Annotated in this window: 9 protein-coding genes; all 9 read left to right on the forward strand. The window is 44.3% G+C overall.

Annotated elements, in window-relative coordinates; genetic code table 11:
• The first annotated feature begins 2 nt into the window (after positions 1–2).
• From F9Y84_RS00840 to F9Y84_RS00880, 9 genes are read left to right on the forward strand one after another with little or no spacing between them, the layout of a single operon-like run.
• The gene (locus tag F9Y84_RS00840) at positions 3–1,433 is read left to right on the forward strand and encodes a pilus assembly FimT family protein (protein ID WP_147388808.1); all 1,431 of its coding nucleotides are present in this window, start codon (positions 3–5) and stop codon (positions 1,431–1,433) included.
• Positions 1,430–2,509, forward strand: coding sequence for a type II secretion system protein (locus F9Y84_RS00845; protein WP_147388809.1), 1,080 nt, complete (start codon positions 1,430–1,432; stop codon positions 2,507–2,509). The genes F9Y84_RS00840 and F9Y84_RS00845 overlap by 4 nt, the downstream gene beginning before the upstream one ends.
• Positions 2,500–4,956, forward strand: coding sequence for a hypothetical protein (locus F9Y84_RS00850; RefSeq protein WP_147388810.1), 2,457 nt, complete (start codon positions 2,500–2,502; stop codon positions 4,954–4,956). The genes F9Y84_RS00845 and F9Y84_RS00850 overlap by 10 nt, the downstream gene beginning before the upstream one ends.
• Positions 4,957–4,993: 37 nt before the next feature.
• Positions 4,994–6,721: a pilus (MSHA type) biogenesis protein MshL gene (mshL, locus tag F9Y84_RS00855; RefSeq protein ID WP_147388811.1), complete on the forward strand. Its 1,728-nt coding sequence runs from the start codon at positions 4,994–4,996 to the stop codon at positions 6,719–6,721.
• Complete coding sequence (locus tag F9Y84_RS00860; RefSeq protein WP_147388812.1) at positions 6,718–7,704, forward strand: tetratricopeptide repeat protein; 987 nt, start codon at positions 6,718–6,720, stop codon at positions 7,702–7,704. Before mshL ends, F9Y84_RS00860 begins: the two co-directional genes overlap by 4 nt.
• A complete protein-coding gene (locus F9Y84_RS00865; protein WP_147388813.1) occupies positions 7,701–9,362 on the forward strand; it encodes an ExeA family protein in 1,662 nt (553 codons plus the stop codon). Before F9Y84_RS00860 ends, F9Y84_RS00865 begins: the two co-directional genes overlap by 4 nt.
• Positions 9,363–9,371: 9 nt before the next feature.
• A complete protein-coding gene (locus tag F9Y84_RS00870) occupies positions 9,372–11,030 on the forward strand; it encodes a GspE/PulE family protein (protein ID WP_147388814.1) in 1,659 nt (552 codons plus the stop codon).
• Complete coding sequence (locus F9Y84_RS00875; RefSeq protein ID WP_147388815.1) at positions 11,030–12,265, forward strand: type II secretion system F family protein; 1,236 nt, start codon at positions 11,030–11,032, stop codon at positions 12,263–12,265. The genes F9Y84_RS00870 and F9Y84_RS00875 overlap by 1 nt, the downstream gene beginning before the upstream one ends.
• 10 nt (positions 12,266–12,275) lie before the next feature.
• A complete protein-coding gene (locus tag F9Y84_RS00880; protein ID WP_147388816.1) occupies positions 12,276–13,037 on the forward strand; it encodes a hypothetical protein in 762 nt (253 codons plus the stop codon).
• The last annotated feature ends 42 nt before the right edge of the window (positions 13,038–13,079 follow it).

Consider the following 13,079-nt stretch of genomic DNA (forward strand, 5'->3'; position numbering starts at 1 on the left):
TTATGGTTCGCAGTCAACTTAAGCGTATGCAAGGACTTAGCCTTGTTGAATTAGCAGTGAGTATGGCCGTTTTAAGTTTATTACTTGCAGCTATTTTACCTGTTATGACCTCTGGTATTGGTGCTGGAGGAAAAAGCGAAGACTCACCAACTTTATCAATCAGTGAGTCACGCTTACTACTTGATGAAATCGATGGGGCAATTTTAGGCTTTTTACAAACTCACCACCGTTTACCCTGTCCTGATATCAATTTAGATGGCCGTGAAGATTGTACGGTGCCGTCTGGGGTCACTGTAAATCCGACTGAGCACGGTGTCAGTGGCGATAACAAAGTGCATGTCGGTTATTTACCTGTCGCGGATTTGCAAATCGCACTAAATGCTGATGAAGAATGGCGTAGAGTGAGCATTGAATACGGCGTTTACAGACAGCAGCAAGACAGCAAAGATTTGGTCATCCAAGGCAATCATTATAGCCAAGTACCTGTAAACCACGAGCCCCTTTGTGAAGAGGGAAAAAGTGACTGCGCGGTGAATCGTTACCGTGTAGCTGATAGCAGTACCAGCTTATATTTTAGCTACTTAGGTAGAAGCTTTAATAAAACCAGCGACTCTGATGACCTACAGCAAAGTGATGGCTATCAAACTACAACCAATACCATCAACACGCTTGATTTTTGCCAGCAGCTAACAGCACTTGAGCGCGGCAATGAAATTAGTGATGTGCTCAGTGCTAAACAAAATCAACGCTTATTTACAGAGCGTATCCAAACAAAAAATGGGACAGCTGGGGTTATTTATCCCGCCTACGCACTGTCTATTTCTCGCTCACAAAAAGTACTTACGGGTGAAGGCTATTCTGAGCGAAATACCGATGATGTATTTGAATTTCAAGCAGAGTCGCGTACTGCAACGAATGAGTATGATGACACTACGCTCATTAAGTCATTTGCACAGCTTAATAGAGAGTTGAATTGCGGTAAGCGTCTTAGCCAAGCAAACACCTCTTTATTTAAAGGCATTGCACACATTGCCAATGAGAACATGTATCAGCTTCACCTAGCTAACTCTGAAATATATATGCTCAACACCGCAGAGGGGATAGCTCGACTTGAGCTTGATGAGATTTTTCTTAACTTAGACAAGCTTTTCAATATTGCGGCAATAAAGGATGCCACAGATGACATGATATCTTCTAAAGGCGGTGCTGCAGTGCCTGCGGGGTTTGCCTTAGCGCTTGCAGTTGCTGATCTCGTTAAAGTGCAGTGGTATCTAGACACGAATACAACAGAACAAAGAGATGCTCGTGACACACTCAGTGCGGCACTTGAATATCATGACAAACTTATCCAGCGAGCTCAACTTGCCGGTACAACGATGCGAGCAGAGCTGCAAAAAGCACGTGAAATAGAGCAGGCAGGTCAAATCAAGTGAACAGTGTAAATTCATTTAAAAAGCAACAAGGCATTTCATTACTTGAGCTGGCGATATTGACGAGCCTGCTGGCTGTAATTGCAGGTATTGGCTTTGGTGCATTTAACAAACAGCAAACAAGAAATGACTATTTGGTCACTGAGTCGAGTATTTTTGCCGCTGAAGATATTTTAGTTAATTATTTACAAACCAATCTACGCCTCCCTTGCCCAGATACCAATCAAGATGGCAAAGAAGACTGTGGTTCTCGTTATGGTACCTTGCCTTACGAAACCTTAGGGCTTGATGGCGTAATTATAGACGCTTGGAATCAGCCTATTCGCTATCAGGTTAGCTCAGTGCTTAGCAGCACAAATGCGACGAATATGTATACCTTGTGTCAGCATATTAGAACTAATGAGGTTGCAAATGCTGGTCAAACCGGGTTTACCTTAATCAGCGGTGGCCTCAAGGATTATGACAATGGCCAGTTAAGCGATGGTAACGTCGATACTGTGAGTCAAGTTGGCTCCGAATTAATTTACAACAGGGAAAACACCTACCTTATTCCTGGAAAAACAGAGCGAGCTATCAGTGACGATAGAGCGGTAAGCAAAGGCTTGGTTCCGCTACTTGGAGAGCTAAATTGTACCGGACTACTGGTTGCAGCCAATAGCATGGAAAGTCAAATTCGACTATTGGACATTCAAAGAGAAGCCTTTAACTCTACGATTGGAGCGCTAGACGGCACACTGAGTGACCTCTACATGGTACGAGTGAGTTCCGGTGTCAATATGGCAGTAGCAGCAGCGCAAGCCGCCTCTGCAGTTGCTGGTAATTTAGACGGCGCTGCTGATGCAACTAGTGGAGACCCTTCTACAATGAGTGCCGTTGCAGCATCTGCAATTGATATCGCTGCGGCTGCTGTTGCGGTTGCCAGCTCAATTGAAGCGCTAGTGAATGCTGAAAAAACAGAAGACCGGGCGAAGTCGCAAAAAAGCAAAGTTCAGGAATATATTGGAAAGCTAAATTCTACCTGTAATACCTTAAGAACATTCACACAAGAACAAAAAGGGAGTGCAATTTCATGCGACTAAATCACGCAGGTTTTAGTTTATTTCCTTTAATGGTTACTCTGCTTGCGATAACCGCAGGAGCGGTTGCGCTTAGCGCCGTGGTGGCAAAGCAAGATGAGCTAGATGTGGTATCACAACAAAAGCTATCTGCTGAGCGAGTGAATGAAGCAATCAACGGTTTTATGGCTATTCATCATAGGTTACCTTGTCCGGATAGTGCCGACTCAGATGGTCTTGAAGATTGTGCCTTGACGAGCACCGAAGGTTTAGTCCCGTATAACACCTTGGGGCTAACAAAGCGCGATGTTCGAGGATTAAATTATGCGCCATACCGTGATTCGCTGAACGGGCAACGCTTTGATTTAGCGTCTTCGAATGAGCAGGTTCGTAAAGTAAACTTTGAAGGAGGCATTCCTCAAGACGTTACCGTGTCTGATGTACCACCAGATGACACGCAACCAGAAACCTATACACCAGACCCTAACGTAGCCCATAACCAAAATGTTCAAGCGCAATTAGACGCGTTTAGAGCTGGTATCATCGTTAATAAAGCTTATAAATACAGTAGCGATGCGGACAAGCAAGGTGACGCAATTGCCAATGAAATCAACCAAAGCTATATCTCTAAACTTGCATCTGAGCGCAGAGTAAAAATCACCTTATTGGATGGTGATACGAACAAAGCGGATGACTTCTCGGAAAACTCTTCGGTATATAAGGAAGTAACACAAGCTGAGGCTAGACTTCACAAAGTGGTAGACTTTCATGAGTACTACCAAAAATTAGGTGAAGTGAGTGGTGATGCTAACCAAATCGTAAACACCTTGTTGACTCGCTCAGATATGTCGATTGCTGAGGTCAACGCACAAAGAGCAAAGCTTGAGCAATTAATCGATCAATTTAATCAAGAGGTGAGTAGCTACAACGGGATAACTAAATCTGACGCAACGTTAAACAATTACTATAAGCAAGGGTTTACCAGCTTGGATAGTTACGCAATTGCAGCTGACCAATTGACAGATTTGAACTCTAGTAATGAAGCATTGATCCGTACCGCGATGAATCAAGCAGCCATGGATTTTGCAAATAAAAGCACGCGAGCGTCAAGTACATTATATGAGGGCTTTAGTAAAGCGCTTAGCGACGTGCGTGGTCAAGTAGACGATTATTATACGGGGAAAATAAAAGAAAAATCGGGGGATGATGTCACTGAACGTGATGTTAAAGGTGACTTTAAATCTCGTGCCGAGTTATTTGATTACACCCTACCAGACTCACCTACTGCTGCAGAGCAAGAGAAAAAAGCAAATTATGACAAACTCAAAGGCCTTTATACTCGCCTTGATAATGTCATGACCAAGCTATTTCGCGATACATTCCAGCGCTCAGATGGTGTGATCACAGAGTTTGAAGATGCGTTTAGGTCAGATCAAGCTGAGGTTGATAAGTACGAGAGTAACAAAGACTCACCAGCCCACGTTTGTGAGCAGATGGCTGAGCAGTACAAAGACCCTAAATATGGGTTTAGTGTTGCAGAATGTAAAGTTCAGGAACAAGCAGGCAACCTATTAAGTTACCTTGATAAAGTGGCAAAAGCTGGTGCGACAGCTCCTGATACTACCGATGAGAGTGATTCACCTTATGATTACCCTGTACTCACAAACTTGGGAGATTTTTGCTACAAGCTAGCACTGCTGGACTGGGTAGATAATTCAAAACCGAATAATATTTTTAAATCATCAATTGAGCAAAATGTTGGGAATAGCTTATATACATCCCTTAATAGTGCAGGTTTCCAACCAGCGCTGCGGATGAATTTTGCATCTCAGCAGTCGCTTGCCTATGTGCTAATCAGGCTCGGAAACAACCAGCGTTTAGATAGTCGAAGCCGACTTGTAAATAACAATGGATTGTTCGCTTCAGAAGCGCAAGCACATTCGAATACCTATGATGATACGACCGTACCCGTTTCAGTTTCTAACCTGAGCACGCAATTAGGTTGTCCAGCATTACTTGAAACCTATCGTTCAATTGAGCAAACCATTGCAAGCAGCGTGCTGACTTACAACGACGCCAGTGGTGTATTGGTGTCAGCAAACAGAGCTGAAGCCCAAGCTATTGCAGATATGGCGATGGCACCAGCAAAACTTGCTTCAACGGTCGCAACGACAGCCGCTTCAGGGGTTAAATCCGGTGCCAAGTTTGCCGCATGTGCAGCCTCCTTAGGTCTTGCCGTGAATATGTGCGTCTCAGCTGGTATGCAAGTAGCTGCAACGGTAAGTTACGGCTTAGCAGCGGCGGCAGATACTGCCGTAATCGGATTAACAGCAAAGCAGCTTCACGAAGCTAAGAAGAGCGTATCTAGCTCTGAAAAGGCGAAAAAGAATGCACGTAATGTAGTTCAGCTAGCAATTGATAACGCAGCGATTTTAGATGCCAATGGCGGCCTAAAAGAATTAAACAATTAATCACCAATTTCAATTAAAACGACTTAACGAGAATTTTATGAAGTTAACTCATTCTGCTATAAAAATGACCATGATATCCGCTACGTTTGTGTTAGCAGGATGTACTGCCAATGCGCCACGTCATCAAGTCGACCTTAGCAAGTCTTATCATAAAGAGCAGCCTGAAGCACATGAGCTGATCGCAGAACAGTCTCGCAGCGCTTGGGAGCGTATGCAGAAGCTAAGAGCAAGCCTAGAAACACAAGCATTAGATGAAGCAACACAAAGCATATTAGAAGTACCTGAGTTTAACCCACTCGATGAAGTTAAGGTTACTTTGTCGGTTGAGAATGCGGCACTGCACCAAGTGCTGAAAGTATTTGCAGGTCAAACTGGATTGAACTTATTGGTACATCCAAACCTACTCAACGCTGATTACTCAATTAGCATGGAGTTTAAAGACGTGAGTGCGTCTATGGTGTTTGATCAAATCATGCGTATCGCAGATGTTTCTGGCGCTATTGAAAACAATACTATCATCGTCAACCCGATGGAAGACGCGGTATTTAACTTAGCGTTTATGGAGTCTGACGTAGAAAGTACTTTTGCCACTGGCGGCGACGTGTTGGGTGGCAGCAGTAATGGCGGTCAAAATGGCGGCTCAGGTGGGTCTGGTAACAACCAGATCAAAGGTGAGTTCTCTATTTCTGGCGTTGCAATGCCAAATTCAAACCCCTATGACGCCCTAGAGAACATGCTGCAAAAGCTTGTTGGCAGTAACAGCAGCGATATTCTTGCAGGCACCATTGCTGGAGCAAGCACCATGGCTGAAGTAGGCAAGCTATCTCGCCTTGGTAGTGCCGTGCGCAATGACCTTGCAATGTATTCACTCAATCGCACCACGGGTACGCTGTTTGTCAGAGCAAAGCCGTCGGTAATGAAGACGGTTAAAACATTAGTGAATAACTATGAGCAAGTTCATAGCGGTCAATTATTGATAGAAGCACAAATCATTGAAGTGAACCTTAGTGATGATTTCCGCTGGGGCGTGGATTGGAGCATTTTACGTGATGATATTGCAAGTGCTTTCTCGGCAGGTACCCGCAGTGTATCAGAAGCGGTTGGCACGTTTGGTAACCTTTCTCAAGGTGCGCGTGGTATTACGTTAACGACCCCACCAATGGGCGGCTCTGGTACTTCAGACTTTTCTTTCCACAAATCAACGGGCAGTACATTAGTTGCGATTGATATGATGCAAAAATACGGCGATGTTGGCGTGCTATCTAACCCGACAATTCGTGCGAAGCATGGCCAGCCTGCGATCATCAGTGTGGGTACATCATCAACGTATATTTCAGACACGCGTATCACGACGAATGGCACGGGTACAGGACTTTCGACTACTCAGGAAGTTCAAACGCGTCAAGTATTTGATGGCTTAATGGTTGGTGTGGTGCCATTCATTGCAAAAAATGGTGATATCAACCTGTCTATCCACCCAGTACAAAGCAAAGTAAACCCGTTGAGCCTCGGTTTAGTAGAAGCGGGTGCTGACGTTAAAGTGACCTTGCCTGAAGTTGAATTAAAGTCTATGTCGACTCAGCTACAGGTGAAAAATGGTAACACTATCATTATGGGTGGTTTGATTGACCAATCAGACTTCCGTAACGAATCAGAAGTTCCTGTACTAGGCAGCTTACCAGTACTTGGTAACTTGTTTAAGAAAAAGAGCAACGGTACAGGAGTTCGTGAGCTGGTGCTAGTACTAAAGGTTAACCTGATTTGAGTCTAATTTTTGATTCACTCAAAGCGCTGGAGTCAACGTCATCGTCGACGCCAGCAGCTTTGTCCTCAACGACCAACACTCGCTTTACCAAAGCGCTAGTGCCTGTTTGCGTAGTAGGGGCAATAGGCGCGGCGTATATGCTTTGGGATTGGCAGAGTACCAGTTTGGTGCCTGCTGCCACTACAGCAGATACCAAGGTGAGGGAAGGCACGCAACGGTCAAGGGAGTATGGTGCTAAAGCTGATCCCTTGATAGTGGTGCAGCCGAGTGATGCGAATGCAGTAACAACAGATGACGCGAAAGTACTGCCGCTGCAAACTGAATCGCCTTCGAGTGCGCCTGTGTTGGAGTTTCAACAAGCGGAACAAAACGTAGAGCAAGTTGTTGCGTTTGCTGAGCCAAGAACACCACGTCCAACGGTGAGCACGGTTGACACCGACGTGTCTGATATTGATGCGCAGCAACCTCAAAACATGACTGACCTAACGCAAGTAGCGCAGCAACCTCAAAATGCCAATGCTAGAGTACAAACAGAGGTGGTCGAGACGCCTATTTTAGTGAAGCCTGAGGTGAAAATTGATTTAAATGTCAAGGCTCAAGCAAAACAGTCACTCGCTCAGCGTTTTGGTGACATTCGCCGTGCCATGCAATTACAAGATTGGGAAAAACTAAGTATATTGCTGCAAGAGTATGATGCTGATTTATCAGCAACGAGCCCATTTATCACCAAGGCGTGGGCATATATGTATATGCAGCAGGCAAATTATCAGCAGGCGATTAGCTACTGGAAAAAAGCGATTTATTTAGTGCCAACAGATGAACAGTCAAGAATGAATCTTGCTGTTTGCCAGATGCAGCTCAAGTCGTATGACGAGGCTCGAGCCCTGCTAGAACAAGGGTTCAAGGAAATAATCTTGCAAAACCGTGCGCGCGATTTATTGTCGCGTTTGCGTTATCTACAGTCTCTTCAAGTATCATCATGACACGATTGCAGTTTCCCATACCAGCGATGGATCATCATATAGAACGCCTCGGGATGACACATCATCCGTTTCCGGCGGTACCCGATGGTAACCATTATTACATGCACGATACTCTGCAAGCATTACTGCATGAAGTTTTGTTTACGCTCAATCAGCGACGTGGTTTTGTGGTGATCACAGGTGAAGTGGGATTGGGCAAGTCGACCTTTAGTCGAGTGTTACTGCAAGAACTTGCCACTTTGCAAGCGGCAACGGCATTGGTGCTCAATAGTGTGGTGCAAGAGACTGCTTTACTTGAGCAAATCATCGTGGATTTTGGTTTAACGCCATGCTCAAAAGAGATGCCGGAGCTACTACAGCAGCTCAATCACTTTTTACTATTAAATAAAAAGAATGCCGTGACTTCTGTCGTTGTGATTGACGATGCACAAAATCTGTCAGCCGCGAGCTTAGAGTTGATCCGGTTGCTAACCAGCTTCGAAACCAGTTCCGAAAAATTACTGCAAATAGTGCTGTTGGGACAACCAGAGTTACAAGACACGCTGAATACTAAGTCGATGCGACAACTTAAAAGTCGTATCGCGTTATCTCGTCAGTTTTTGCCGTTATCTAAGGCTCAAATGGCGCAATATATTAAATATAAAACCCAAGCGTCAGGGGATGATGCACTGCAAGTATCTCGCTTAGCTTTGACCTTGATATACCGAGCAACCCGTGGGGTGCCGAGATTAGTAAACCTATTAATGGATAGAGTACTGATTGTGTTGGCGGCTAAGCAAACGTCAGTGGTCAGTCGCGATATTATTCGACTTGCGATTGTCGATGTCGGTGAAGCGTTTTTTTATTATCGCAGCAGCAAAAAAAAGATAATCTTTGGCTGTATTTACACCGCAGTGATAGTTTCAGCTGCCTTTTTGGCGAGCAAGTTTGCTGTGGTTGATAAGGTCAAAGGCTACTATGATGATTGGCTGCACAGTAGTGCGGAGCAACCAATCACGTCAAGAGAAACACAAAGCGAAGCGCCTCTAGACTCCAGCAACTCAACAGTAAGCGAGCCTAAGCAGGTTTCCCTATCAATTAACAAGCCTGAGGTGAAACCTGCGCCGCAGGTGAGCATGGTCACTGATGCTGCACCAGCTGTCATTGATAATACTCCCACTACTGAGGGCAATAGCACCACTACCACGCCTGAGAAAGTGTTAGCTAAGCGTGCGTTACATGAACTCACGCAGCGTTTACTACCGGAACAGGAAGCATCATCACTGTGGCAGTTTTACGCAAAAGAGGACGTGTTGGCAGCGCTGGCTGCACAAAATAGCACCATTATCATCAATTGGTTGCAGCGTAGCGGTAACTTACAGGTGGTGTCATTTCCTCTACATGCCGTTTCTGAGCAAGGGCAAGCAGTGTGCTTTGCCGTTAAACACGAGTGTATTTTTACCTGGTCAGGTTTGTCTTCGCTGCAAGGGGAGTTGAGCAACATGCAAATGGCACTGGCAAACGCAGGTTTGTACGGTGGAGACATTGACGGCATGTTGGGCATACAAACACTTGGGGCGATTAAGAAGTTACAGTTTATATTGGGGCTGCCAGCCACAGCCAGTTTAGATCAAGCAACCTTGTTTGCACTTTATCATATTCAATTTTTTAGAATTTAGAGATTTTTCATGACACAAGAAATGAAGACCCTAGCGGAATTATTACTCAGTGCAGGGGCTATTAAACAGGATGAACTCGATTTTGCGCTGCAAGAGCAGGTGATCACTGGCGAAAAGTTAAGTGAAGTACTAGAGCGTAATGGCTTTGTAAGTCAGCGTGCGCTGGCTCAACAGCTGGCAACATTACTAAAGCTACCTTATATTGACCTAGCTCACTATATTCCTGAACCTGAAGCATTAAAAAAGTTTAATTTTAACTTATGTAAAGGTAGCCAGTTTATTCCATTAAAATGTGATGAGCGCACCCTAACGATTGCAACGAGTAATGAGAACATAGACGGTCTACGGGCGCTTGTGTACAAATATTGCCAGCTACATTTAGACATCCACCTTGCAGAAAAGGGGGTGATCCAAAAGCTGTTACATAACCACTATTTTTACCTGAATAACCCAGTAGAAAAGATTCTCCAAGACGAAATCGACCACCTTATTGCCGATAAAGAGTCTGTGCGCACGCTAGACACGTTGCTAACTAACATTCTACGCTTTGCGGTTAAAAAACGGGCGACGGATATTCATATCCGACCAATGGAAAAAAGCATTAGTGTGGCATTTCGTGTTGACGGGGTAATGCGCTCAGCATTTGCATTACCTAAAGAGCTCAGCCGCTTAACCTCAACGATAAAAATGCGTGCATCAATGGATATTGCTGAGCAGCGTTTACCACAAGATGGCAGCTTTGAAGTTGTGGTGAATGGCTTGAGTTATGATATTCGTGTATCGACGCTTGGGTGTCCTTACGGAGAAAACTTAGTGGCGCGTATTTTACCAAGAGAGGTGGAACTGCGTAGTTTGTCACAACTTGGCTTTTTACCTGAGCACCTTGGGTTAATTGAAAGCATGTTTAACAAGCCTTCTGGAATTATTTTACTTACCGGTCCAACCGGCTCGGGGAAAACCACTACGCTGCATGCTGGCTTGAGCAGTTTAGATATGCTCAAGAAGAATATTGTCACAGTTGAAGATCCGATAGAGTACCGTTTACCACTTGCGAGACAAACTCAAGTCAATGAAAAAGCCGGGTATGGTTTTGCTGATGCAATCAGACACTTCCTCCGCCATGACCCGGATGTCATTTTAGTCGGTGAGATCCGTGATAATGAAACCGCCCATACCGCTGTGACCGCGGCTGAAACCGGTCACTTGGTATTATCAACATTACACACCAATGACGTGATGGGAGTTATCCCAAGGTTACGCTCACTCGATATTAGTAACCACATGATTGCTGACTCTCTCGTAGGCGTGGTATCTCAGCGTTTGGTGAGAAAAAACTGCCGCCACTGTAGCGAAGAAGTCCAAAGCACAGCAGAAGAAATGCAGTACTTGGGTCTGGATAAGCCCGTGGTACTGACAAAAGGTGCCGGATGTGAGGCATGTGGCCATACTGGTTTCTTAGGACGTGTGCCTGTCTATGAAATTATGTCAGTAGACAAATCGCTATGTCACCTCATTGAGTTAAATAAGCCAGTGTCAGAGCTATATGCACATGCAAAAGCGGGTAACTACGTGTCTATGCACAGTGTTGCTACTAGCTTAGTGTTAAATGGTACGACGACGGTTGATGAGCTGCAAAACTTAGTTGCTAAAGAAGTGGAGTACAACTAATGGCGTTATTTAAATATAAAGTCATTGACCGCGATGGCCAAGCAATGAAAGGGGTGGCTGAGCTGCCTTTTGATAACCCAATTTCTGCCCATGAATACTACGAACGAAAGGGCTGTGCCGTTATTGCATTAGAGCCGGTAAACGCAGTATGGCAACCTTTTTATGCGCTATCAAACTGGTCGACAAAGCGCAAAATTAAAAAGTCGGAAATTGCAGACTTTTTACGAAACATCGCGGTTATGCTTAAAGCTGGTATTCCTATTATTAGTGCACTTCAAGATGCTGCTGAATATGCGGAAAACCCAGCGCTTAGAACTATTGCGGATGAATTAAGAATGGCATTAGAGTCTGGCAACAGTTTGTCATCCGCAATGGAAAAGCAAGGCGAAGTATTTCCTGACTCAGTGCTATATCTGTGCCGTATTGGTGAAGAAACTGGCTTACTCGACCAAACATTGCTAAATGCGGCGGAACATATTAACCGCATTGGTCGTATTAATGTGGATGTGAAAAAAGCACTGATCTATCCAGTTGTGGTGTTATTCGCAACTTTACTGGCCTGTGTGTTTTGGATGTATTACACCGTCCCATCTATGACAGAGCTATATCAGCAAATGCAAGTTGAGCTGCCTGCCATTACGCTGATGGTGATGAATATCTCGGATTCACTGCGTCATGACACGCTTTATTACATCGCGGCAATTATCACAGTGTTTTTTCTGATCTCGGTGGCTTATAAAAAACATCGAGGGTTTAAATATTGGGTTTCAAAGCTCGCACTTAAGATCCCCGTTGTTGGTAAATTGATCCGTTATTCAAATATGGCCTTTGTGTTTGAATACTTTTCGCTGTTGGTGCGCTCAGGAGTGGATATCTATAAATCTCTTGGAGTAATTGCCGCGGCGGTACCCAACGAAGTTTATAAAGAAAATATAAAACTGATTCAACAAGGGGTCGCCAAAGGTAATAGCTTGTCGGATGAGTTTAAACGAACTAAGTCGTACCCTAACTTTATCATCAGGATGCTGATGACAGGTGAACGCAGCGGTAAGCTGGAAGATCAAGCGCGGTTTATCTCTGATGAATATACAACCCGTGTTAATGACACCATAGATAAACTAAAAACCTTAGTTGAACCTGTGGCAATTTTTTTAGTGGGAGGATTTATGATATTCATCATCGGTGCGCTATTCCTGCCAATTTACAACCTAATCGGCAATATCGGTAATTTCTGAGTTTAGTACTATGAATTTATTAAAGTTTAAAACTGTGGTTGCAGCGTCATTTGTGGCCCTTTCAGGGGTAGCGCAAGCGGAAGTGGAGCTAGTATTCAAGTCCGGTCTTGGGCAGCAAAGCTTCAAGATTAAAGGCCATACCATGCGTATGGATAACGCAGCACAGTATCAGCTATTTGATGCCTTGAAAAACAAACTATATGTCGTTACACCAACGTCAAAAAGCTACATGGAAATGAGCAATAACATGTTTGGTGACTTGTCTGCTTTGTTGACAAAGCAAGAGGCTGAGTTAAAAAAATTACAAAGCCAAGAGGGGTTAAAGAATGTAGCTCATCTTGAAACGGCAAAAAGTGCGCTGCGCATGGCTGAGCAACAAATCAAACAGCTCAAGAGCAATGGCAATAATCAGTTAAAAAAGCTAAACCAGCGTGCACGGATTAATGGTATCAGTTGTGAGCTTTATGAGTTTAGCGTGGCCATGCTACAGCAACAAGTATGCTTTGCTGACATCGCCGATATTGGCTTATCAGCTCAACATGCCGCTGTGTTTAATCGCTATCAACAGTACGTTGGTAGCCTCTCTGGTTATACCATGCCCACGCTTGAGAATAAGATCAGTATTGATGTTTCACCTTTGGGTAGCCTACCTGGACAGCAATCATCGTCACAGTTTGTGCGGGTGAAAGAAGTGAAATTTCCAGCTAAGCAATTTAGTATCGATCCAAGCTATAAAAATATGATGGATATTCCTGCTTTGTCACGGAAGTAAACCGTACAATTGAAATTTATTTTAAGCGAATTATTATTAAGG

The organism is Pseudoalteromonas peptidolytica, from assembly GCF_012641745.1.
Taxonomy (GTDB): Bacteria; Pseudomonadota; Gammaproteobacteria; order Enterobacterales; family Alteromonadaceae; genus Pseudoalteromonas; species Pseudoalteromonas peptidolytica.